27 protein-coding genes are annotated in these 23,372 nt (G+C 38.9%); 16 read left to right on the top strand and 11 right to left on the bottom strand.

Features of this window, described 5'->3' with window-relative positions:
- Positions 1-104: 104 nt before the first annotated feature.
- On the top strand, positions 105-956 hold the full coding sequence (locus FZC76_RS18250; protein WP_148989609.1) for a VOC family protein: 852 nt from the start codon (positions 105-107) through the stop codon (positions 954-956).
- Between the two features lie 47 nt (positions 957-1,003).
- Here the strand turns inward: FZC76_RS18250 and FZC76_RS18255 are convergent, their stop codons facing one another.
- Together FZC76_RS18255 and FZC76_RS18260 are read right to left on the bottom strand one after the other, a co-directional pair.
- Positions 1,004-1,897 (bottom strand): GNAT family N-acetyltransferase, encoded by an 894-nt coding sequence (locus tag FZC76_RS18255; RefSeq protein ID WP_148989610.1) that lies wholly within the window; start codon positions 1,895-1,897, stop codon positions 1,004-1,006.
- An 83-nt stretch (positions 1,898-1,980) separates the two neighbouring features.
- Positions 1,981-2,160, bottom strand: a complete 180-nt coding sequence (locus FZC76_RS18260) for a hypothetical protein (RefSeq protein ID WP_060666998.1) — start codon at positions 2,158-2,160, stop codon at positions 1,981-1,983.
- Positions 2,161-2,317: 157 nt separating this feature from the next.
- Here FZC76_RS18260 and FZC76_RS18265 point away from each other — a divergent pair, with 157 nt between their 5' ends.
- Positions 2,318-3,010 carry a DUF1538 domain-containing protein gene (locus FZC76_RS18265; RefSeq protein ID WP_148989611.1) on the top strand — a complete coding sequence of 231 codons (693 nt, stop codon included), beginning with the start codon at positions 2,318-2,320 and terminating at the stop codon, positions 3,008-3,010.
- Positions 3,007-3,735 carry a DUF1538 domain-containing protein gene (locus FZC76_RS18270; RefSeq protein WP_148989612.1) on the top strand — a complete coding sequence of 243 codons (729 nt, stop codon included), beginning with the start codon at positions 3,007-3,009 and terminating at the stop codon, positions 3,733-3,735. Before FZC76_RS18265 ends, FZC76_RS18270 begins: the two co-directional genes overlap by 4 nt.
- Before the next feature lie 65 nt (positions 3,736-3,800).
- Here the strand turns inward: FZC76_RS18270 and FZC76_RS18275 are convergent, their stop codons facing one another.
- A complete protein-coding gene (locus tag FZC76_RS18275) occupies positions 3,801-4,769 on the bottom strand; it encodes a ring-cleaving dioxygenase (RefSeq protein WP_148989613.1) in 969 nt (322 codons plus the stop codon).
- Between the two features lie 203 nt (positions 4,770-4,972).
- Between FZC76_RS18275 and FZC76_RS18280 the strand changes: the two genes are divergently transcribed.
- Both FZC76_RS18280 and proC read left to right on the top strand, forming a co-directional pair.
- The gene (locus FZC76_RS18280) at positions 4,973-6,238 is read left to right on the top strand and encodes a hemolysin family protein (RefSeq protein ID WP_148989614.1); all 1,266 of its coding nucleotides are present in this window, start codon (positions 4,973-4,975) and stop codon (positions 6,236-6,238) included.
- A 305-nt stretch (positions 6,239-6,543) separates the two neighbouring features.
- Positions 6,544-7,356, top strand: a complete 813-nt coding sequence (gene proC, locus FZC76_RS18285) for a pyrroline-5-carboxylate reductase (protein WP_148989725.1) — start codon at positions 6,544-6,546, stop codon at positions 7,354-7,356.
- 39 nt (positions 7,357-7,395) lie between these two features.
- Here proC and msrA read toward each other — a convergent pair whose 3' ends face one another.
- Positions 7,396-8,523 (bottom strand): peptide-methionine (S)-S-oxide reductase MsrA, encoded by a 1,128-nt coding sequence (gene msrA, locus FZC76_RS18290; protein WP_148989615.1) that lies wholly within the window; start codon positions 8,521-8,523, stop codon positions 7,396-7,398.
- A gap of 169 nt (positions 8,524-8,692) precedes the next feature.
- On the opposite strand from msrA, the gene FZC76_RS18295 reads away from it, so the two are divergent.
- The 3 genes from FZC76_RS18295 to crcB all read left to right on the top strand — a co-directional run bounded on the left by FZC76_RS18295 (position 8,693) and on the right by crcB (position 10,639).
- Complete coding sequence (locus FZC76_RS18295) at positions 8,693-9,757, top strand: SDR family oxidoreductase (protein WP_148989616.1); 1,065 nt, start codon at positions 8,693-8,695, stop codon at positions 9,755-9,757.
- Between the two features lie 121 nt (positions 9,758-9,878).
- Complete coding sequence (locus FZC76_RS18300; protein ID WP_148989617.1) at positions 9,879-10,259, top strand: fluoride efflux transporter FluC; 381 nt, start codon at positions 9,879-9,881, stop codon at positions 10,257-10,259.
- Positions 10,256-10,639, top strand: a complete 384-nt coding sequence (gene crcB, locus FZC76_RS18305; protein WP_148989618.1) for a fluoride efflux transporter CrcB — start codon at positions 10,256-10,258, stop codon at positions 10,637-10,639. Before FZC76_RS18300 ends, crcB begins: the two co-directional genes overlap by 4 nt.
- Before the next feature lie 153 nt (positions 10,640-10,792).
- Here the strand turns inward: crcB and FZC76_RS18310 are convergent, their stop codons facing one another.
- Entirely contained in the window at positions 10,793-12,070 is a 1,278-nt protein-coding gene (locus tag FZC76_RS18310) for a histidine kinase dimerization/phospho-acceptor domain-containing protein (RefSeq protein ID WP_148989619.1), read from the bottom strand.
- A 116-nt stretch (positions 12,071-12,186) separates the two neighbouring features.
- Between FZC76_RS18310 and FZC76_RS18315 the strand changes: the two genes are divergently transcribed.
- A complete protein-coding gene (locus FZC76_RS18315) occupies positions 12,187-12,465 on the top strand; it encodes a hypothetical protein (RefSeq protein WP_148989620.1) in 279 nt (92 codons plus the stop codon).
- Positions 12,466-12,491: 26 nt separating this feature from the next.
- On the opposite strand, the gene FZC76_RS18320 is transcribed toward FZC76_RS18315, so the two are convergent.
- Entirely contained in the window at positions 12,492-13,010 is a 519-nt protein-coding gene (locus FZC76_RS18320; RefSeq protein ID WP_148989621.1) for a MerR family transcriptional regulator, read from the bottom strand.
- A gap of 297 nt (positions 13,011-13,307) precedes the next feature.
- On the opposite strand from FZC76_RS18320, the gene FZC76_RS18325 reads away from it, so the two are divergent.
- From FZC76_RS18325 to wrbA, 3 genes are all read left to right on the top strand, one after another.
- Complete coding sequence (locus FZC76_RS18325; RefSeq protein ID WP_187442144.1) at positions 13,308-14,606, top strand: helix-turn-helix transcriptional regulator; 1,299 nt, start codon at positions 13,308-13,310, stop codon at positions 14,604-14,606.
- Between the two features lie 16 nt (positions 14,607-14,622).
- Complete coding sequence (locus FZC76_RS23235) at positions 14,623-14,769, top strand: hypothetical protein (RefSeq protein ID WP_187442145.1); 147 nt, start codon at positions 14,623-14,625, stop codon at positions 14,767-14,769.
- Positions 14,770-15,192: 423 nt separating this feature from the next.
- Positions 15,193-15,807 (top strand): NAD(P)H:quinone oxidoreductase, encoded by a 615-nt coding sequence (wrbA, locus tag FZC76_RS18330; RefSeq protein ID WP_148989623.1) that lies wholly within the window; start codon positions 15,193-15,195, stop codon positions 15,805-15,807.
- Positions 15,808-16,056: 249 nt separating this feature from the next.
- On the opposite strand, the gene FZC76_RS18335 is transcribed toward wrbA, so the two are convergent.
- Positions 16,057-16,401, bottom strand: a complete 345-nt coding sequence (locus FZC76_RS18335; RefSeq protein ID WP_148989624.1) for a hypothetical protein — start codon at positions 16,399-16,401, stop codon at positions 16,057-16,059.
- Positions 16,402-16,524: 123 nt separating this feature from the next.
- Between FZC76_RS18335 and FZC76_RS18340 the strand changes: the two genes are divergently transcribed.
- Positions 16,525-17,352, top strand: a complete 828-nt coding sequence (locus FZC76_RS18340; protein ID WP_148989625.1) for an aldo/keto reductase — start codon at positions 16,525-16,527, stop codon at positions 17,350-17,352.
- A 50-nt stretch (positions 17,353-17,402) separates the two neighbouring features.
- Here the strand turns inward: FZC76_RS18340 and FZC76_RS18345 are convergent, their stop codons facing one another.
- Positions 17,403-18,200 (bottom strand): FixH family protein, encoded by a 798-nt coding sequence (locus FZC76_RS18345; RefSeq protein ID WP_148989626.1) that lies wholly within the window; start codon positions 18,198-18,200, stop codon positions 17,403-17,405.
- Between the two features lie 114 nt (positions 18,201-18,314).
- Between FZC76_RS18345 and FZC76_RS18350 the strand changes: the two genes are divergently transcribed.
- Positions 18,315-18,767, top strand: coding sequence for a GNAT family N-acetyltransferase (locus FZC76_RS18350; protein ID WP_148989627.1), 453 nt, complete (start codon positions 18,315-18,317; stop codon positions 18,765-18,767).
- Between the two features lie 8 nt (positions 18,768-18,775).
- Here FZC76_RS18350 and FZC76_RS18355 read toward each other — a convergent pair whose 3' ends face one another.
- Positions 18,776-19,672 (bottom strand): RluA family pseudouridine synthase, encoded by an 897-nt coding sequence (locus FZC76_RS18355; RefSeq protein WP_148989628.1) that lies wholly within the window; start codon positions 19,670-19,672, stop codon positions 18,776-18,778.
- A 160-nt stretch (positions 19,673-19,832) separates the two neighbouring features.
- Here FZC76_RS18355 and FZC76_RS18360 point away from each other — a divergent pair, with 160 nt between their 5' ends.
- On the top strand, positions 19,833-20,246 hold the full coding sequence (locus FZC76_RS18360) for a DUF5365 family protein (protein ID WP_148989629.1): 414 nt from the start codon (positions 19,833-19,835) through the stop codon (positions 20,244-20,246).
- A 188-nt stretch (positions 20,247-20,434) separates the two neighbouring features.
- Here FZC76_RS18360 and FZC76_RS18365 read toward each other — a convergent pair whose 3' ends face one another.
- Both FZC76_RS18365 and FZC76_RS18370 read right to left on the bottom strand, forming a co-directional pair.
- A complete protein-coding gene (locus tag FZC76_RS18365) occupies positions 20,435-20,917 on the bottom strand; it encodes a thioredoxin family protein (protein ID WP_148989630.1) in 483 nt (160 codons plus the stop codon).
- A 2-nt stretch (positions 20,918-20,919) separates the two neighbouring features.
- A complete protein-coding gene (locus tag FZC76_RS18370) occupies positions 20,920-21,354 on the bottom strand; it encodes a disulfide oxidoreductase (protein ID WP_148989631.1) in 435 nt (144 codons plus the stop codon).
- 227 nt (positions 21,355-21,581) lie between these two features.
- Here FZC76_RS18370 and FZC76_RS18375 point away from each other — a divergent pair, with 227 nt between their 5' ends.
- A complete protein-coding gene (locus FZC76_RS18375) occupies positions 21,582-23,258 on the top strand; it encodes a glycoside hydrolase family 13 protein (protein WP_148989632.1) in 1,677 nt (558 codons plus the stop codon).
- Positions 23,259-23,372 lie beyond the last annotated feature (114 nt).

Consider the following 23,372-nt stretch of genomic DNA (forward strand, 5'->3'; position numbering starts at 1 on the left):
TAATTAGAAGTCAGTGTATCTATCTAGAAACAAATGTGGTAAAATATCTTTAATTAGAGATATTTAATTTCAAAGTAAAATTAACTGCAAGGAGGTACTTATATATGAAACACTTCCATCAAAGTCCTACCACTTATGTGCAGGACGTCATGATAAATGTAGAAAATCTTCAACGCTCTGTTGACTTTTATACAAAAATAATAGGTTTTAAACTATTAGAACAAACAGATTCCCAAGCTGTATTTTCGGCAAATGGCCAGACTCCCTTGTTGACTATAGTACAACCAAATGATATTAAACCAAAGGAGCAACGTACTACCGGCCTTTATCATTTTGCGCTTCTATTACCATCAAGAGCTGACCTAGGAAGCATCATCCACCATTTTATCGCCAATGGTGTCCGCCTCCAAGGGGCTTCAGATCACCTTGTCAGTGAGGCATTGTATTTGGCGGATCCGGATGGAAATGGGATTGAAATTTACAGGGATCGTCCAGCTGAGGATTGGAATTGGAATGGAACAGAAGTGGAGATGGCATCAATAGCACTTGATGTGGAAGGCTTGTTAAAAGAAGGTCAAGAGACCAAATGGGATGGTCTTCCTAAAAAAACAGTCATGGGGCATATTCACCTTCACGTTTCTGAACTTAAAGATACCGAGAAGTTTTATACAAAAGGGCTCGGGTTTGAAGTGGTCACTCGCTATGGAGGCCAGGCTTTGTTCATCTCAACGGAACGATATCATCACCATATTGGTCTGAATACATGGAATGGAATTGGAGCACCGGCACCTGAGAGGAATTCGGTAGGACTTGTTTGGTTTTCTTTGGTGTTTTCAAGTGAAGAAAAGAAGTTGGCTACAGTTGATAGATTGATATCATTAGGTTATAAAGTAGAGATGTTGGATGGCCAACACTTTGTACAGGACCCTTCAGGCAATAAAATTAAACTTGTTTAAAAAGATTGCAAGCAATGAAGAGGGCATTTTTATAAATGAGCTGAAGGTCAAACATGATCCTTCAGCTCTTTCTGAAAAAAATATAGTTCATCAACAAGCTGGAAACCTGCTTTTTGATATAGATGTATTGCTGAACTATTGGTGGTATTCACACACAATTGTAGTTCTTTTATTTCATTAAATGAAAAAATCCAAGAAACTGCAATTCTTAAAAGTTCTGTACCTATGCTTTGTCCACGATAACGTTTGTCGACTGCAAAGAACTCAATACTTGCTTCAGAAAACTCAGGTTCAACCTCCACATAAATGTACCCGGCTAACCTTCCTTCTTTTTCCACATGAAATACTTGCCTATTTTCACCAATGCGGTTAAGAATCTGTTCTCCGTTATAATATGTATAAGGAAAAACCAAGTTGTGCAGGTTGATCATCTCGCTGTAGTGATGCTCCGGAAGTATGGGTAGCATAGAATTTTGAGTTGTTATGAAATCGTTTTGTCTCAATATCAAAATAGCCTGTTCGCTTTGTTTCGAGAAGTTAAACGCAGTTGTGACTGAAGCTGCTAAATTATTCTCTTTGTTGGGAAACATGCAAAGTTTCTCTATTGCTGATGGGATGAGTTGCATCATTTGCTGAAATAAAAGGTAAACTGGTTCTTGCTGATTAGCTTCTAAAAAGGGGCCCCAGACTTCTGCAGATTTCTGCTCAATATCAGCATCAAATCCAATCACCCCAATCAATGTTTCTTCCTCATAGGCTAATATGAAAGCTTTTTCGAATGGTATATCTGTAAAATCATTCCTTAAAGTGGAGGCTATCTCTTCAGGTTGTCGGCCGCAATATCCGATGTGGCTGTGAGCTTGTCTATTAAGCCTTGCAATAAAAGCTGCCACTGTATCTATGGTATCTCTAGAAGGAAAGGCCATGATTATTTCATCCATTTGATTCCACTCCCTAATAAAAAATCCCGGAGTGTGCACGGCTCCGGGACTTGTTAGACTATTAAAAATTATAACACAAATAATTATCGATTTATGAGGTTTCGTACCCCTCTATAGATTAAGGCAAGTGAGAATACTAGAACGGTAATGACGCCTAAAATACTAGTGATCGGCTCAAGAGCAGCAAACGTTCCTGTCATTGGTACTCTAAGAAGCGCAAAACCTGCTAGCATGGCAGCGAAAAACAGAATGATTCTTTCCATATAACACCCTCCTTTTTCTTTGCTAACACTATATGTGTATAGGCTTAAACTTGTCAGCGCTTTCAAAAAAATTCTTTTTCTTGGAACATTGTTCAGTTATGTAATAGGAACAATTGGGTAAAAAAATAAAAAGAGATAGAAGAGCGGGAGTGAGGATATGGAGGATATAATAGATTCAGTGAAGGAATCTTTTCTGGCAATATTACCAGTATCAGCGGTAATCATTTTACTTCAAATCTTTTTAATAGGACTTCCTTTTGAGAAGTTCCTTTTATTTTTAATAGGGCTTTTGATGGTCACCTTAGGATTAATGTTCTTTCTGATGGGGGTCAATATAGGACTTTTACCTGTTGGAGAGATGATTGGAAAGGCTCTCCCAAAACCAAAGAAAAAGTGGCTGATCATTGTTGTCGGGCTATTGTTAGGTATCGCAGTCACTGTGGCAGAACCTGATGTGAGGGTGTTGGCAACACAGGTGGATGAAGTATCTGAGGGGAAGATTACCTCGACTGTCTTAATCCTTTCCGTTGCACTGGGAGTAGGGATATTCGTGGCACTGGCGATGGTAAGAACCATCTATAAAATAAAACTGCCTTATCTTATGATGCCTGCTTATTTGCTTGTTTTTCTACTTGCATTCGTTACTCCGGATACATTTGTTCCGATTTCATTTGATGCTGGCGGGGTAACGACAGGTCCGCTTACCGTACCGTTTATCCTTGCTTTGGGAGTCGGTGTTGCATCTGTAATGAGAAAAAATGAATCATCAAGCGAAGGCTTTGGATTAGTTGCATTAGCTTCCATCGGGCCAATCCTTGCAGTTCTATTATTAGGGGTGATTTATCAATGATTCACGACATCTTTAAGGGTTTTGGTGCGCTGCTTCTTGAGGTAACCTTTGCATTAGTGCCGTTATTAATATTTTTCCTCGTTTTTCAATTCATTTTTTTAAAACTAAACTGGGATAAACTAAAGAAAATTTTGTTTGGTTTTGCGTTTTCTTACATAGGACTGGCGTTATTCCTTCAAGGAGTTCATATAGGTTTTATGCCAATAGGAGAAAAGATGGGGGAGAACCTTGGAGATATGAATTATTCTTGGATCTTGATTCCGATTGGTTTTGTTCTTGGTTTTGTTGCCACGATAGCAGAACCTGCTGTAAGGGTGTTGAATAAAGAGGTATCTGATGTCACGGATGGATATATATCAAAGAAAGCGATGCTTTTAACTCTGTCTGTTGGAGTAGGGGTAGCTATCGCTTTATCCATGCTCCGTATCCAGTTCAATTTTTCTATATGGTATTACATCATACCAGGCTACCTTATCGCATTTATCCTTCTATTTTTCACCAAAAAAATCTTCGTCAGTATAGCCTTTGATTCCGGGGGAGTTGCAACTGGACCTATGACGGTTACCTTTATTCTTTCCATGGCGGTAGGAGTTGCATCTGTTACAGAGGGAAGTGACCCTTTGACTGATGGGTTTGGAATGATTGCACTTGTAGCACTTGCTCCCATTATTTCTGTTCTTGTGTTAGGTATTCTTTATAAAAAGGAATTGGAAGAGAAGGCTTAAAAAAAGTGCGTGTCATAAATAAATGGAGCTGAAATCGACTGGTTGATTTCAGCTCCATTTTCTATTTAGATTATTTCCAGTGGTCGTAAACTTGCCTCAATTTCTTCTCTTTTTGGTTCTAAAAATGGAGGAAGTGCAAGCTTTTCTCCCATTGTTTCTAAAGGCTCGTCTGCACTGAACCCGGGAGTGTCTGTGGATAGTTCAAAAAGAATCCCATTAGGCTCTCTAAAGTAGAGTGCCTTAAAATAATATCTCTCAACTTCTCCTGAGTTCGGAAGGCGGGTTTCTCTCACCCTTTGTACCCATTCTTGGAACTCCTCTTTGTTTGGAACGCGGAATGCTACATGATGTACGCCACCACGTCCAATTTTTTCAGGTGGAAGATCAGGCCTTGTCTCAATATGCACTTCTGCTCCTGGCCCGCCTGCCCCTGTTGTATATACTTCAATGGCAGGAAACTCCCCTTTAAGAGAGGGATATGACCCTTTATGCTGAAAGCCAAGCACATTCGTTAAGATGCTTGTGGTTGGCAGAGCAGATTTAACCGTCAACGTTACTGGTCCAAGTCCAATAATGGCATGTTCTTTCGGAATGTCTTTCTTTTCCCATGGAACTCCTGCTGGAACACCCTTTTCCCCGTTATCAGCCACTAATAATAGTTTGGTTCCTTCATAATCTTCAAACGCTAAAGAGTCCCTGTCTGCACGCTGTTTTATTTCTTCTTGTTTTATGTTGAATGTTTGAAATCTCTGTTGCCAAAAGCGAAGTGATTCAGTTGTTGCCACCCGCAAGGAGGTTGAAGAAATGCTTGAAACTCCCTCATGCGTTCTGCCTAGACCAGGTATATCGAAAAAGGTAATCTCTGTTCCCGGATTTCCTTCTGCATCACCATAAAACAGATGATAAGAGGAGGTGTTATCTTGATTGACGGTCTTTTTAACAAGTCGCATTCCAAGAACCTCTGTAAAAAAATGATAATTCTTTTCTGCTTTGGCAGTTAATAAAGAAACGTGGTGTAAACCTAACAGTTCCATAGGTTATCACTCCTTTTATAAATATGGTTTTACTTAAAATATCTTGAATTCAAGATAATTATAACATGGCTTTTTCACATTCTCAATAGAAACAAATTATTAGAAAAATACAAAATTTTTATGTGTTTTTCTGCTTTTTTATTGCTAAATTTCCCGTTTCAAAATATATTTATTATATATATATGTAGGAGAGTGATGAGAACTTGGATAGTATACCCTATGACTCGATAATTTTATTAGGGGCATTGTTAATATTATCAGGATATTTTTCGGCATCTGAAACGGCTATTACGAGCGTGAACAAAGTGCGACTACGTAATCAGGCAGACAACAATGCAAGAGCAAAACGCTCATTAAACATGGCAGAAAACTTTGATCAAAGTGTTTCTACAATCCTAATAGGTAATAATATTGTCAATATAGCAATGGCAGCTATAGCTACAAACATTGCTACGCAACTATACGGCCCTGATGGCAGTACATTAGCAATCACGACAGCAATTATTACGATAGTAGTCCTTGTTTTTGGGGAGATTTTGCCGAAATCTTTAGCAAAACAATATGCAGAAAAATATTTACTTGTAATATCTGCTTCTTTAATGACAGTCATGAAACTCTTTTATCCAATTACATGGTTGTTCGTCCAATTAAAAGTAGGCATCAAAAAACTTCTTGGTGCAGATAAGGAGGAGCCTACTGTAACAGAAGAAGACGTAATAGCAATGGTAGAAATTGGAGAAGAAGAAGGGACTTTTCTCACACAAGAACGAGAACTGCTGCACAATGCAATAGCGTTTGATGATATTGTCGTGAAGGATATCCTTACGCCAAGACCTGATGTAGTAGCCATCTCGGAGGATACGTCTATTGAAGAAATCAAAGACATTTTTATAAAAGAGCAATATTCACGCTTACCTTTATATCAAGGGTCCATAGATAATATAATTGGAGTGATTTCACATAGAGATTTCTTTGCCCAATATGTGCAGAACCCGAACTTTTCATTAAGAGAAATTGCACGCAGTCCGTTTTTTGTCATCGGTTCTGCCAAAATATCTAACCTTCTTAAAGAGCTGCAGACTTCACAAAATCATCTGGCCATTGTTCTCGATGAGTATGGTGGAACTGCGGGTATCATCTCAATTGAAGATATTATAGAAGAGATTGTTGGGGAAATTTGGGATGAGCATGACGAAAATGAAAACTTGGTAGAAGTCCTCGATGAATTGAAATTCCGTATGGATGGACGTCTTCCTGTGGAAGAATTTTCGGAGCTACTACAACTTGAAGTAGTAGAATCCACCGCTAACACATTAGGTGGTTGGATTTCAGATATGCTCGGATATCTTCCAAAAAAAGGAGAACGAGTGGAGTGTGAAAGCTTCGTCATTCACATAGAAGAAGTGAAAAAGCATCGAATACAAAAAGTAGTTGTAGAGAAAAATGTAGATATTGTTTTCTCTGCTTAATATTTTTTATAGCCCTGGTATATGCCAGGGCTTTTTATGTGATAAGTCCATGAAAATTTTTGATGAATACGGCAATTCAAGGGAGTCAATGAGGACAATGTTCAGGAGTTTTGGTGATGCCCGGGAGTCATAGGGGGTCAGTGAGGACAAAGTTTAGGAGTTTTTGTATATACCGGGAGTCATAAGTGATTCTGTGGCAAAACATCTAAGCGTTTTTTCCTTAATCAAAAGCTATCCATGGGTAGCTTTCTTTATATGATTTTTATATAATTCAAAGCAGAACGTTTAGGAAGTGATACATAATGTTGAATAAAGAAATTGGGTTTATCGGTAGTGGAAAGATGGCTGAGGCTATTATCGGTGGACTCATAAAGTCAGAGCTTGTTCCTGCCAATCAAATATTTGCCAGTGCCAAAACAAGAGAAACGATAGAGAAGATGGCAATTAAGTATGCTATTAAAACAACTATTCAAAACAGGGAAGTAGCTAAAAAAGCAGATATGCTAATTTTGGCTGTGAAACCAGATCTGCACAAAGAGGTAATAGAAGAAATTTCTGACGTAGTGAAAAGTGACGCTGTCATCATTACCATTGCTGCTGGGATCTCATTGGATTTTCTTGAGTCGACTTTCGGGAAAACTATTAAAGCGGTTCGTGTAATGCCGAATACACCTTCCTTGGTAGGGGAGGGCATGAGTGCGATTTGTGCAAATGAGTCAGTGAATGATGATGAACTACAAAACGTCATCAGCCTTTTTGAAAGCTTTGGCAAAGCAGAGGTACTACCTGAAAAGCTGATGGATGCTGTTCCTGCTGTAAGCGGATCCTCGCCGGCCTATGTGTATATGTTTATTGAAGCGTTGGGGGATGGGGCGGTCCAGCAGGGAATTGCAAGAAGCCAAGCTTATACAATGGCAGCCCAGGCCGTCCTTGGTGCCGCGAAAATGGTCCTTGAAACAGGCAATCATCCCGGGGAGCTAAAGGACAATGTGTGTACCCCGGGTGGAGCTACGATTGAGGCTGTCACAACATTGGAAAAGAAAGGCTTCCGAGCTGCGGTAGTCTCTGCAATGGAAGCCTGTACGGAAAAGTCTAAAAAACTGAAAGATATTAAATAAAAGAAGCCCACTCACCATAAGGTAGAGTGGGTTTCTTGCTTATTCAAACAACTCCAGAAATTCCCCGTATCCTTCTGCTTCAAGTTGTTCTTTCGGTACAAATCGGAGCGCAGCAGAGTTCATACAATATCTTAAGCCTGTTGGCTCGGGTCCGTCATCAAAAACATGTCCCAAGTGCGCGTTGCCTAATTTACTGCGGATTTCGGTTCGTACAGAGAAAAGACTGCGGTCTTCAAGCTCCACTATATTTTCTGCTACTAACGGTTTGGTAAAACTTGGCCAACCTGTCCCAGAATCATATTTGTCGGTAGAACTGAACAATGCCTCCCCTGAAATTAAATCCACATAAATGCCTTCTCCTTCAAAGTCCCAATATTCATTATTGAAAGGTTCTTCCGTTCCATCCTCCTGCGTGACGTAATACTGTTCAGCAGTTAAAACGGAACGTAATTCATCTTTAGATAGATGGAGAAGGGTTGTGCCATCATCCTCTATTTCCGGAGTGACATTGCGGTCTTCTCCCCACACTTTATCAAGAAACTCGTCACGTCCCGAGTTGTCTCGGTAAAAGTCATAGCGGACAGGGTTTATAAGATAATAATCTTGATGATAGTCTTCTGCTATATAAAAGGTTTCTGCTGCCCTGATCTCCGTCACGATTGGTTGATCAAAACGCCCAGAGGCGATAATCTCTTCTTTTGATTTCTCGGCGAGTTGCTGCTGCTCTTCGCTATGATAGAAGATTTCAGACCGATAAGGAGTCCCTTTATCGACGAATTGTCCCTTGTCATCAGTTGGATCGACTTGTCTCCAGAAAACGTCTAACAAAGTTTCATAATTTATGACATTAGGATTATAGGAAACAATGACAGCCTCCACATGACCTGTCTCTCCCGTTGTGACCTCATTGTAGGCAGGGTTTTTCACACTTCCACCGGTATATCCTGAAACCACTTCGTATACACCGGGAAGCTTTTCAAATGGCGGTTCCATACACCAGAAGCAGCCACCTGCAAATGTGGCATAGGCAATGTTTTCGCTTTCCTCCAGCTCATAAGGTAAACTCCCAACAGATTTTTGTGTTACTGTGGCATACATATTGGGTATAAAGAAGTAGGCGGCAAGACAAGCGATTACAAGAAGTAGACCCCAGAATTTTTTACTCATCACAGACTCCTTTTTTATGTCGTTATTCCTATTATAACGTAAGCGTTTCACAGACCTCTACTAATGATATGCTTCTTCAAATTTTTCCATGTTTTGATTTCGTGTACAATCTATATTACTATTGTAATAGATTTGATTGAAAAATCATCTTCAACAATGGAGGACTTCAATGAACATATTCTTAACTGGTGCTACTGGATTTTTAGGGGGAAGGCTGATTCGCAACCTCTTGGAAGGAGAGCACACGGTCTATATATTAGCTAGAAACATGAAAAAAGCAACGGCATTAAAAGAAGACTTGCCTGTTTCTTTACAAGAGCGGGTTACCATTCTAAATGGAGATATTGTGAAGCCGGAATTTGGTTTATTAGCTGATCAACTTGCTGCACTTACCAACAAAATCGATATTTTCTACCATCTTGCAGCATTGGTAAAATTCGATCATCATTTACGGGACACACTTATGGAAATGAATTATCAGGGAACGAAACATGCTTTAGAGGTTGCTGCTTCCATTGGGGTGAAAAAATTTATTCACGTTAGCACCGCTTACACGGTGGGAGTATCTAATGCAGGTAAGGAAGAACTTTATAACTTACAACAGAACTTCAATAATCCATACGAGGAGAGCAAGGCCCTTGCAGAACATGAAGTAATGAGATATCAGGGCAAATTGGACGTTTCCATCTTTAGGCCTGCTATCATTGTAGGAGATTCTAAGACTGGTGAAGCGGACTCAAACTTTACCCTTTACGGATTCATGAGAGGTCTCGAGCTATTCAAACGAAAACTTGAGCGCAAAAATTACGAGGAAAAAGTCCACCTGGTTGGTTCCAAAGATGGTACATCCAATCTGGTTCCCGTTGATTATGTAGCCGATATTTTAACAATTGCAGCTCAAAAAGCGGAGAAGAACACCATCTACAATATTACCAATCCCACGCCGCCAACCAACAGGGAAATACTTGAGACAATAAAAGAGCACCTGCATTTCCATTCACTGGGGATCTATGAGAAAGATACTAAGTTCTCCTTAACACCAGTGGAATTACAGTTGAATAGTATGATTGATGTATTTGGTCCATATCTTGATCGCAGTATTTCATTTGCAGATCGAAATACTCAAAAACTACTAAAAGGTAGTCCTATTTCTCACTTGAACATGACAAAAGAAATATTGGAAATTATTATCCGTGCTTATTTTGAACCAGAAAAGGAAAAAGTGGAAATTTAAATAAGTTTAACGAAAGAGTGATGACCCTTGCATAGGTTTTCACTCTTTTTTTGTTTATAATAAATGGGATAACCTACATACAAATTCCCCCTTTTTGGAGGGTGAAAGAGCAGGTGATAGTATGACGATGAAAAATATACTGGCAGTTTTTTTAGGCGGTGCAATCGGTACCCTGTTAAGGTATTGGGTTACTTTAGGTACTGCTGACTTTGTTTTTCCAGTAGGAACACTTCTTGTGAATTTCGTCGGAAGCTTCTTATTGGGTACCTTTACAGGATGGATTATCCAAAGAAAAGTAAAAGAATATATGAAAGTTGGGTTTGGTACTGGATTGTGTGGCGGTTTTACAACGATGTCTACTTTAGCTGCAGATGTATTTTTACTTGAGGAACAATCTACCATGTTCACTGTTTCTATTTATCTGTTCTCTTCCATTGCAGGTGGACTATTATTTGCTTTCCTTGGCCTTCTACTAGGACATTCCGCTAGGAGGTTAGTATGAGTCAAACGGCCTTGAATTTTTTACTTGCCGTTGGGGGTGGTGCTGGGGCCATGTTGAGATTTTTGCTTGGATTGGCGCTTATGAAAAAGTTTCCCTCCCCGCGGATCCCGATAGCAATGCTCATTGTAAATATCTTAGGTTCTTTTGGATTAGGCTTGCTAACTGGGAATCTAGATTCAAAGAATCTTTCTAACGACGCTTTGTTTGTTGTTCTTGGTTTTGGTTTCTTTGGTGCATTTACGACTTTTTCCACTTTTAGTGTGGAAGCTGTACAGTTAGTCATGGATAAAAAGTATCAAAATGCCCTTGTTTATCTAAGCTTTAGCATTTTTGGTTCTATTACAGGATTTCTATTTGGTCATTTAATTAAAATTTTGTGAAACACCGCTGTTGATCTCCGCAAATGGCTTCGCTTTCCTAGGGGCACTGGTGGAGCCTCCTCGGCTTTGCCTGCGGGGTCTCCACCTAGCGCTAACTCCCTCAGGAGTCTTCGCCTTTTGCTCCAATCCACAGCTATATATCTTTTAATATTCTTAGTTAGTACGAATAACGTTGCTGGTGACGAGGTCACTTTTTTTTACTTGGGCGGGTAACGTGAGAATGATGGACTTTCTAAACCACTGATTTCGATATTGAAGATCCCCGCCATGAGCGAGTAAGATCGTATAGGCAGAATAGAGAGCGGTATCTTCTTCATTTGGACGTAAATCTTGCAATTGAAGCAATGTTTTTATTGGATCTTTTTCAGCGTTCCCGTCTTTTATGACTAACTCGAATATTACTTCTGGGTACTGAAGATAGTGGTTAAGTAGAAGGCGTTTATTTGCTTCGTCATTTGTAGGGATACAAAATTTAATGATAGTTGAGATTGATTCTGCAAGTAAATTCAAGTTTCCATTTAACCTTAGGTTCCGCTCGCTGTTAATTTGAAAATGAATGTTATGACTGTTTGCATATATTTGGATGTCTGATGCGACAAGATCAAGTAATTCCTTTGACGATAGTGGCCTTGAAGAGAATGTTTCTGTCTTCGCGAGTTTAATATAGGAATCAATTATTTTTTCGGCACGGTTGAGCTCTGTCAAAATAATGGGGACATACTCCTTATTGGCCCTATTGTGTTCTGCTCCAAGCAATTGAATAAATCCTTTCACCATGGTTAAGGGTTGTTGAAACTCTTTGGATACTTCGTCAGCAATGGTGTTGATATGGTAGAGCTTTTTCAGTTTTTTATATTGATTCTGTAATTGATCTAATCCACAAAAATACTCAACTACGTAAAATAAAAGCAAAGTAGAGCCAATAAACACGATATCTGTGCTTACGATACTCATCCATTCTTTGTCTAAAATCACAAAAGTAATGCCATGTAATATCGCTCCAATCCCGGCAATGGTTGAAATCAATAAGTATTTGAGAGAGTTTGAATACTCCCCCCACTTTGCTTGAATCAATAATGGTAAAACAGATAGAAAAGGGATTAGGAAATAAGCGTGTAAGTAGTTAATGGGCGATGGAAAAAATAAAGGATAGATAAATAAAGCAATGACCGTCAATATTCCAGCCAGATACCCACCATATAAAATGGACATGATAACGGGAATACCACTTAAGTAAAAAGTGGTGTCACTTGCGACAAGTATAGGAAATGTCGAACACAGAAGGGCTGAAATGGTACAATAAAAAAAGGCTGCGAGCTGCCTTCTAAATTCTGAAGGCTTCCTATAACGCTTATGTACCAATGAATAGTATAAAAGAAGAGGAACGAACAAAAAAAACAGTTGCAATAAAATATCTTTCAAAAAGTTCATGACGAGACCCCTTACCCGGATGCTATATGTACTTTTATTCATTTACAAAGTACCATAAATTGAAAGAAAATTCTATACAATTATAAAGAAAAATGTAGAAATAAGGAGGAAAGATTATGCAGGAAAAAGGTGAATTACTAGAATCATATAGGCTCCTATGGAATAACCGCTCCTTGGAGAGCATAGATGGTTGTAATGAAAAGGAACTAGTGCAACAGGCGATTAGAAGGGAATTAAGGGATGAATTGACACACCCAAGAACGAGAAAACAACCGATAGAAAAATATTATTTAGCGGTTAAACGAATAATTGAGTCGAAATTAAACGAATCTAAACAATTATTGCTCATTAAAGAATTTACGATTGCCTTGGATGAGATAAAAAAAAAAAGCTGACCATTCAAGCATCATGGCAGCTTCTTCTATAATCCAAATATGGAACGAAATACATTGCGGCGCTTTTGTTGTGGAGGTTGGTCAAAGATAAGTGGGGGTTCCATTTTTTTTGCGGGGGCTTGCAATTGATCTAACATACTCTCTAGTCTGTCCACTTTCTTTGTAAGTTCTTCTATCTCTTTCCTCTGTTGCAGCAGTTGATAGGATACCACCTCATCAGCCTTTTGCTGAATCATTTGCTCTGTTCTGCTCACTCTCTCAGCCAAAGTTACCAGCTGATGGTCAAATGCTTTGCTCTTTTCACTTCGAACATTCATGTTTTCTAAGTGTACTTCTTTGCTATCTGTTTCGAAATCGACGTCCAATGCACCTGCCACCTCAGAGTTCGCTTTTAGTGTTTCAAGGCGTGCCAATGCTTCTTCATCGTAAACATAATGGCCATAATCATTTTTGCGACAAGGGATTTCGTATTTTTGGACCCACTTACGAACCGTTCTTGGTGCCATACCTAATTCTTTTGCCACTTCATGTGTCTTTAATTCCATTCAAACTCCCTCCCTTTACTAATTGTATTTCTTCATTCAAAAGCAACTTCCTCCATGGTAGACAAAAGTAGTGATTGTTCGGCAAAAATAGTTGAAATCTAGCAATGATTTATCTTTTGTCTGCAAATAAAGGAAAAATTTCCTATTGAAATATGCCTAGATAACTATAAAAAGAGGTTACGAAAAAATGGATATCCTTTTATAATAGGAAGACAGGGTTCAGGCGCTTTGACGAAGTGGTTTACTTATAGTAATCTGAATATTTAAAATAGAAAACAAAGCGAAGGAATGATCCATATGATAAATCTCGAACAACCAACTGTTAAGACAACAAAAATGGATATTGGGAGTAAGATTAAATTTTTTCGCATCCAAAAAGGGTTAAAACAAGACGATCTTGCAAGGGGAATTATTTCCGTATCGTACCTATCAAAAATTGAAAACAATCTAACCTCACCTAGTGAAGAAGTGTTGAGGCTATTATGTGAGCGGCTTGAAGTAAGTCTTATTGAACAGCAGGACGATACGATTTTTCAAGAACTTATGTCATGGTACAAGTTAATGACTACAAGTGAAAGCCAGGAAATAAAGCGAAGGTATGAAGGCCTGGTAAAAAGAATTCAATCCGTCAATACAAAGACATATATGTATTTTGTACTGTTCGAATTGCGCTATCACCTTTACCTTAAAAACATGGAACAATCGAGGACGCTTATTGAGAAGTTACAACAGTTTCTGGATATTTTTGATATTCACATGCATTACTATTTCCAAAAATTCTATTCTATTTACGAATATAGATTGAACAATTTTGTTCAGGCACTTGAACACTTAAAGGTAGCCGAGCAATTACTGCAAAGGAATTCTAATCTTGAAAAATCAGAAGAGGCCGACCTCTACTATCTCTTTGGTCTTACTTATAGTCAAACGATGAAGGAACCACTGAGCATCACCTACACCACTAAAGCACTCCAAGAATTCCAAGCCATCTATGATTTCAAAAGAAGCGCAGAGTGCCAAGTGTTACTAGGCATCTGCTATCGTAGAATTGGAGAATACGACCGCTCGGAAAAAAGTTACCTTCTAGCTCAAAAACTATCAGAGTCACTTAATAATATGTACCTTCAATCCCTCATCTATCATAATCTTGGAAAGCTATACTCTATTCAAGGCCAGCATGTAGAAGCAATCAATGAATATGAAAAAAGCTATTTTCTAAAACAGCAAGATCGACCGGAAAGCAAGCTAACTTCTATTTATTGTATATTACTTGAATATGATAAACTCGGTGATTACACCGAGTGCAGAAAATGGCTGACACTTGGCCAGGAATTATTATCGGATCCAGAAGATGCCATTGAATATCATTATTACTTTTCCATCCACGAATGTATTCTTGAAGGGGATTATGTGAAATTTGATCAACTATTTTTGGAACAAGCCTTACCTTATTTTCAAGAGAAAGATCTTAAGGAACCACTCATCATTTATGCTGAACGCCTGGCTCAATATTTTGAAGCCAGTTATAAATATAAAAAAGCAAGTTATTACTATTCTTTAGGATATAAGGAACTAAAGAAACAAATTTTTCTATAAGAAGGAGATGGAGCATATGAAAAAACGATTGGTTCTGATGGGGTTGGCGTTTTTCTTACTATTCGGTGGTGCTACGGTATTTCAGGAGGCAGGTGTGGATCCAACGCAGGAAGTTTTATTAGCTACAAAGGATCAGCATCCGGACCCTATTCCGGAAGGATGATTTTATTTGATTGACCTTACTCAATAGAGTGGGGTCTTTTTTTTTGGCTCTGTTAAAGCATACTGTTGATTTTTGCAGAAACCTAGCTGTTGATTGGAGCAATAGGCGAAGACTCCTCGAAAATGCTACGGATTTTCTTCGTGCGATGTTTCGCTGTCGAAGCCTTCCTTGTCCTGAGGGAGATAGCGTTTAGGGGAGACCCCGCAGGCGCTTTTCCGAGGAGGCTCTCCAAACGCCCCTAGGAAAGCGAAGCCTAGTGCGTAAATCAACAGCGGTGTTTAACAGAGCCTTTTTTTTTCAAAAAAACCATATTTAATAGTTTTAATTCGAGATATTGGGGTACAAGATAAGTTAGAAGGTAATAGTATTCTAGAACTGCAAACATGAAGAAGCCTTTCAAAACGAGTAAAAGGAGTGTTTACAATGACTACGAATGTAAAATTGGCGATTATCTATTACAGTTCAACAGGTACGAACTATAAGCTGGCAAAAACGGCAGAAGAGGAAGCAAAGGCAAGCGGTGCAGAGGTAAAGTTGGTAAAGGTTCCAGAACTTGCTCCGCAACAGGCAATTGACTCTAATCCAGCTTGGAAGCAACATGTAGAAGAAACAAAGGACGTACCGGAAGTAAGTTTAGATGACCTTACATGGGCGGATGCCTATATATTCAGTGTCCCAACTAGATATGGAACAGTTCCTGCACAAATGAAGCAATTCCTTGATACAACAGGAGGACTTTGGGCAGAGGGGAAACTCGCAAATAAAGTTGCTAGTGCCATGACATCTGCAAGCAATCCTCACGGAGGACAAGAACAAACTATCTTAAACCTTTATACCACTATGTATCATTGGGGGGTTATTATCGCCGCGCCAGGATATACAGACAACTCCATTTTTGAAGCTGGCGGAAATCCATATGGAACAAGTGTGACAGCCGATCAAGAGGGTAACTGGAAAGAGGATGTCGCTGCAGCAGTCAAACATCAGACAAAACGGACCCTTCAGGTAGCAAGTGCCATCAAAAACGGCATGCAATAGATTAATAACATATACCCATCACTATTGTGGTGGGTATTTTCTTACTTTCTAGCTGTGGAATGGAGCAAATGGCGGAGACTCCAGCGGGGGAGTAACGGGAGGTTGAGACCCCGCAACGAAGTGAGGCTCAAAAGCCGTCCCGCGGAAAGCGCAGCCATTTGCGGAAAGGAACAGCGGTGGTCTACAAGACTACTCAGGTTTGTAAACGTTAAAAGAACCGAGCGGTTTTGCCCGGTTTTTCATACAACACTAATCTTTTTGAATGGTTTGTTTATTTCTTTTATATTTTCTAATGAAATAGGCCCTTTGAACAAACAAGTATGCAAGGAAGACGGTGGAACAGAATATCGCTACCATCATATTAAATAGCATTCCCCCGATATAAAGGAGTCCATCACCCTTAAGGGTAAGGAAGTACCAAATAGTCGTAGTGGTAAACCATGTGAGGATGATAAAGGAAAGACTAATGGCAGTATGGAAAAAAAATGCCCCTTTACGCATCACCATTTGAGAGACATACATATAACTGACAAGTGTAGTGGAAACGATTGCCAATAAATTCATGAGCATAATATAGTCATACATCTCCATCATCAAACTCCTTTTTTCTATATATATAGCGGGACAAACTAATGGGTGAGTACCTAGGCAAAATATTTGCATAATCGCTGCAATAGGACATAATTAATATATATTTGAAAATAGGAAGGTGAAAAAATGAAAAGTTTAGCGTCTACAACAACCCTACATAATGGAGTAGAGATGCCTTGGTTTGGCCTTGGTGTATTTAAAGTGGAAGAAGGGCAGGAAGTAGAATCTTCTGTTAAGATGGCCATTCATGCAGGTTACAAAAGCATTGATACAGCAGCCATCTACAAAAATGAAGAAGGTGTAGGAAAAGGAATTAGAGAATCCGATGTACCTCGTGAAGAACTTTTCATCACGACAAAAGTATGGAATGCAGATCAGGGTTATGAATCTACTTTAAAGGCTTTTGATGAAAGTATGGAAAAGCTAGGACTAGAATATCTGGACTTATATCTTGTACACTGGCCTGTTAAAGGAAAGTATGTAGAAACGTGGAAAGCATTAGAAAAGCTTTATAAAGACGGAAGAGTACGTGCCATTGGGGTGAGCAACTTCCAAATTCACCATCTGCAGGATATACTGGATGTGGCTGAGGTAAAACCAATGGTTAATCAGGTAGAATACCATCCAAAGCTTTCTCAAGTGAAGCTATTAAATTTCTGTAAAGAAAATGGTATTCAAATGGAAGCATGGTCACCACTGATGCAAGGTCAGCTATTGGATAATGACGTATTAAAAGAAATTGCAACAGCTCATAATAAGTCTGTTGCACAAGTCATTCTTCGTTGGGACCTTCAAAATGGTGTGGTAACTATTCCAAAGTCAGTCAAAGAGCACCGTATTAAAGAAAATGCGGATATTTTCGACTTCGACTTGTCACAAGATGAGATGCAGAAGATTCATGCATTGAATGAAGACAAACGTGTAGGTCCGGATCCCGATAATTTTGATTTTTAATCCTAGATAAAATAAAGGTGCAGGGCTTAAGTCGCCCTGCACCTTAACTTTTATTCAACTACTAATTCTTCTTGTTGGTGTTCGTGTAATTCATCTTTTTCTACGTGTATTTGAACATAATGGAGACCACTTTCTTTCATAGTCGCTTTTGCTTCATAGACACCATCACTGACTTCTTTTGCATCTACGAATTCATGTTTCTCTGAATCTTCATGCCAAATTTCAAAGCGAACAGTCGCATCTGTTAAAGCAGCATCTTCTTGCTTGATTTCTGTTGATAATGTAGTTTCTTGATTCGCTTTTACAGCGTCTGTGGATTTTAATGTCATATTTAAGCTGCTCTCATGGCCATGATGATCATTATGGTCTGTTTCTTCATGTGTCTCATGGTCGTGACTGTGCCCATCTTCTTTATGCGCTTCTTCTTTATCAGAAGGTTCCGGATTTCCAACCGTTAACTCAACACGTGGCATTACATGCATGTCTCTGGCAGTAGTGTGAGCTACTACATAGTAAAAGCCTTCCTCTTCGAAAGTTTTCGTGATGGAGTAAATTCCAGACCCATCATTAGAAGCTTCCTCCATTTCATGATCCGCTTCCTGCCCTTGCTTCCATACCTCAAACTTCACTTCTCTGGCATCATCCACATTCTCCTCACCTTGAGTGACAAGGGCTTCAATTTTCACTTCTTCATTCGGCTCCACTGCTTCAGGCAGCTTGATCTCCACTTCCACCATACTAGGCACTTCATCTTTATTTCCGTTTGTATTTTCATTGTTATTAGTTGATCCGCAAGCTGCTAGCATCGTTAATGATAGCAAGCTGATAAATAGAATTAATTTTTTCAAAAAGAACACTCCTCTCGTTCAATGTTTTTATTATAACTAGTAACCTAACGGAAAATATCATCAAAAAGATCAATCTTGTGAACAAAAATAGTATGATATAGGTAATGACCATAAATGCATGGATCTATACATAGGGAGTGGTTGAAGTTGATAAAGCATTTACAAACAAAAGAAGAATTGCTTGAAGGGTTTCAAGTTTTAAAGGAGTTAAGGCCACATCTAACAGAAGATACTTTTATAGAAATATATGAAACCATGCAAAAAGAAGGCTACGAATTATATGCGTATGTTGTAAAAGAAGAGGTAGTCGCTGTTACAGGAATAATCATGTTAACTAATTTTTATGATGGGCGTCATATTTATGTGTATGACCTAGTAACTAAAAGCACAGGCAGATCAAAAGGCTACGGGGAGAAATTGCTTTCCTACATAGAAGAATTAGCAAAAGAAAGAGGCTGCGAGAAAATAACGTTGTCCTCAGGCTTACCAAGGATAGATGCTCATAGATTTTATGAAAAGAAAATGGATTACGATAAAACTAGTTATGTATTTAGAAAAGAGCTGTAGCATAGATGCTATAGCTCTTCTAACTTCAATAAGGAAGGTCCAAATCCTGTCGGAACGGGAGCATGGACTGTCACACTTTCTTCCATAAACGGGTGAGGGACAGTTAATTTCCATGCATGCAGGCTATGACGATGATGGTGATTTTGCGAACCATAAAGTTTATCTCCAAAAATGGGATGGCCAATGCTGCTCATATGTACTCTGATCTGATGCGTTCTTCCTGTATCTAGTGACAGCTCTACAAGTGTTAATTGTTCTTTTGGAAAGGATTTAACTACTTGAAAATAGGTGATTGCTTTTTGTCCATTTGGAGAGACTCTTCTCCTGGTAGCGTGATGGCGGTCTTTTCCAATAGGCTTGTCCACCATTCCTTTTGATCTGCTCATTACTCCTTCAACAAGTGCCAAATAAGTTCGTTTAACTTTGCGTTCTTCTAGCATCCTGTCTAAGATAGCCCCGCTAATGGCATGCTTTGCGAACAGAATTGCTCCGCTAGTGTCTTTATCCAACCGATGTACATGACGAACTTTAGAAGAAATTCCGTTCTTCTTGAAATAATGTGCCACTCCATTAGAAAGAGAGCGTAAGTCTTGATCTGAGGAGGGATGAGTGTCCTTTCCAGCTACCTTATTCACTACCAATAAGTGTTCCGTCTCGTAAATAATATCAATATCCATTTCGGTAGCAATTGGTGAAATCTCTTCTGGTAAAATAGGGATAAAAATTTGGTCGCCTTCTTGAAGTGGCTTTGTCCAATTAGGAGTATCTCGATTCACCAAAACTTGTTTGGACATCCTAAGTTCATGAAGAAGTCCTTTGGGGATGCCAATCACATCTTTTAGATAATTTTGTAATGGGAGGGACTGATTATTGGTTACGGAAAATGTTAGCATCTGTCTGTTCATTATTAGCTCCTTTCATGATTTACTTCTATGTGGATGTTCCTTGGAATGTCAAATTATATTGTCGTAATGAGTCTATGGATTCCATTAACTACCTACCCAAATAAAGATACATTTATGTTACTCTTTTGTTATAGAGAAGTTACAAGGGTGGTTTTAATTCGTGAAAGTAGTATACGCTTCAACTCCAGAGCAGGAGGACCATATTGGGGAATTGGTCCAACACCTCTTAACGAACATTCTTCCTTATTATTTCACAGATAAAGAGATAGAAAACCTTGCACAGCAATTATCCCTTCACACTGGAGAAGTCCATGATACTTTTTCCGATTATAATGGAACATTGAAAGAAGCATTTCATATCATATCATGTCTTCAAGCAATTATTGCAGTTATTGAAACAATCCAAGAAGAGGACTTACTTACCAAGCATCGTGAAATATTTAAGCGGAATGTCAATATGTTAAGGGAGTATGGATTTTCATTTCCATTTTCGATTGATCAGTTTGTCCAAAAACCTAGCAAGCCGAACATTTTCAGTAAGTTCATTCAGCCTTCCAATCATTTTTTGATTTAAAAAATTGGTAAAACCGCTGTTTCATTCCGCAAATGGCTTCGCTTTCCGCGGGAGGGTGCTTGAGCCTCCTCACAACGCTTCAGGGGTCTCAATATACCGTTGCTCCCCCGCTGGAGTCTAAGCTTTTGCTCCAATCAACAGCTAGTAAACTTCATATGCACATGCAAAACAGAAGAAACTCCTGGCGATTATTCGCTAGGAGTTTCTTTTACTTTTTCGAACCATTCGGTGTAGACGTTGCTGTCTTGGTGGTAGTTCTCTAAGCGTTCTACTTCTTGGCCATCTACGAAATGGATGAAGGTAGGAGTAGAATTAATGCGGTAATCGTCCCAGCCTTGTTCGAATTCCTGTAGATTGTAGAGCTCCATATCTATTCCCATCTCTTCAGCCATCGGTACAACAACAGGGCTTGTTTGCTTACACGCAGGGCAAGTTGAGCTGTAGAAGTAAATAGTTTTCGTTTCACCAGCATCGAGATTTTCTTTTAATTGATCAGGAGTGATAATGTTTTGGTAAAGTGGATCATCCAGCTGCTTTTGTGTTTCTGTATGAAGCTTGTCTTTACCAAAAGGATTCCCTTCCACGTTTTGCTTTTGCTGAATATTAGTTACCACAACAAGTGCTATAAAGATGGCCATGATGACCGCCATAATGATGATGAGTTTTTTCAAAATTAATTACCTGCTTTCTTTGAAAGTTTTTTTACATAAAACAATATTGCCGTAATGGATGTAAAACCGATAAGTGCTAAAAATGGGATAGTGATAAAACCTAGCCAATTGATATATTGACCAGTACACGGTACAACTCCACAAGAAACGGAGTTCTCGCTGAAAAATGCAACTTTTTGAACCAAGTAATGATAAATGGAAATGGTTCCTCCTATTATGGATAAGGGAAGGACGTAAGTTGCAATACCAGCATCTTTTTTAACCGCAGCAATTCCAAGCAGTATGACTAACGGATACATTAATATCCGTTGATACCAACATAGCTCACAAGGTATGTATAACAATACTTCGGAAAAATATAAGCTACCAAGGGAAGCAACAAGGGCAATGATTGCTGAGGCAAGCAATAGATTCTCTATTTTTTTGGAATAATCCACGGTAACTCTCCTCTTTTGAATTCAAGATACTTTTCCTAAAATTATAGTCGTTACTTTTCATTATTGCAAAACTAATCCTATCCTTTTATTGTGAACTTTTTTTGACTTTAAGAAAGAAAGCGGTTTCCAACAGAAGTTATATCTTGTACAATAATTATGGAATCGATTTCATTTTGTGAACAAGAAAATTAACAATAGATAAACTTAGGTAAGGAGAGAAATTTTTAATGCCAACTCGACAATGGTGGAAAGAAGCAGTAGTTTATCAAATTTACCCACGAAGCTTTAATGATTCAAATGGAGATGGAGTAGGGGATATTCAAGGGATCATTGAGAAACTTGACTACTTAAAAGAACTAGGCGTAGATGTAATCTGGCTTTCCCCTGTATATAAATCTCCCAACGACGATAATGGCTATGACATAAGTGACTATCGCAATATTATGGATGAGTTCGGGACTATGGATGATTGGGAAGAGATGCTTGCACAAATGCATAAGAGGGGCATCAAATTGATTATGGATCTTGTGGTAAACCATAGTTCAGATGAACATGAATGGTTTAAGGAGTCACGTAAGTCAAAAGATAATCCTTATCGTGACTATTACATTTGGAGACCGGGGAAAGAGGGTGCTGAGCCAAATAACTGGGAAGCAACATTTGGCGGTTCGGTTTGGGAATATGATGAGCAGACAGATGAATACTTCCTGCATCTTTTTTCAAAAAAACAACCAGATTTGAACTGGGAGAATCCAAAGCTTCGACAAGAAGTATACGACATGATGAAGTTCTGGCTGGATAAAGGAATTGACGGATTCAGAATGGATGTCATTAACTTTATCTCCAAAGTGGACGGTTTGCCAGATGGTGAAAAGGTTGAAGGGAAGAAATACGTCTCCGGTCATCAGTATTTCATGAATGGACCTCGTATCCATGAATTTCTACAAGAGATGAATGAGAAGGTACTGTCGGATTATAATGTCATGACGGTTGGAGAAATGCCAGGGGTATCTCCTGAAGAAGGAAAACTTTATACAGGAGAAGAGCGCAAGGAATTAAACATGGTTTTCCAATTTGAACATATGGATCTTGATACACAACCAGGAAAGCATAAGTGGCACTTAAAGCCATTGGACTTGCGTGACTTAAAAAGATCACTTGGCAAATGGCAGTCAGAACTTGAAGACGGTGGATGGAACAGCTTATATTGGAACAACCATGACCAGCCACGTATCGTATCAAGATGGGGAAATGACAAGCAATACCGCGTCACTTCTGCTAAAATGTTGGCAACATGTCTGCATATGATGAAAGGGACGCCATACATTTACCAAGGGGAAGAGCTTGGGATGACCAATATCAAGTTCGACTCGATTGAGGATTATAAGGATATTGAAACCTTGAATATGTACAATGAGCGTGTAGTTGAAAATGGAGAAAATCCACAAGAAATCATGCAATCCATTTATACAAAAGGCCGCGATAACGCTAGAACTCCAGTTCAGTGGAATGAATCGGAAAACGCCGGGTTCACATCCGGTACTCCTTGGATCAGGGTGAATGAAAATTATAAAGAAATCAATGCAGTAAGAGCGATGGCAGAGGAAGATTCTATCTTCCATTATTACCGTAAATTGATCCAACTTCGTAAGCAACACGAGATTATTGTGTACGGTTCATTTGAAATGTTGTACGATGACCATGCTGAAATCTTTGCCTATACTCGTACGCTTGGAGACGAAACTTTACTTGTTGTGACAAATTTCTCGGGAAATAATCATCAATTCGACAGTTCTAAAGACCTAAACAATGCAGAACTACTTATTTGTAACTATGAAACAGCTGAAAAAAAAGCAAATTCTTTTGAGTTGCGCCCTTGGGAAGCTAGGGTGTACAAGATTTGATATAGCAGGGACAGGTTCCTTGACCCACTAAGGTGGGCAGGGAGCCTGTCCTTTATTGTTTTTTGTTTCATTATGATAAAATTGGGGAATAAGTAATATTGGGCAATTCTCCGT

Origin of the sequence: Sutcliffiella horikoshii (genome assembly GCF_008180725.1) — a bacterium.
Classification (GTDB): domain Bacteria; phylum Bacillota; class Bacilli; order Bacillales; family Bacillaceae_I; genus Sutcliffiella_A; species Sutcliffiella_A horikoshii_B.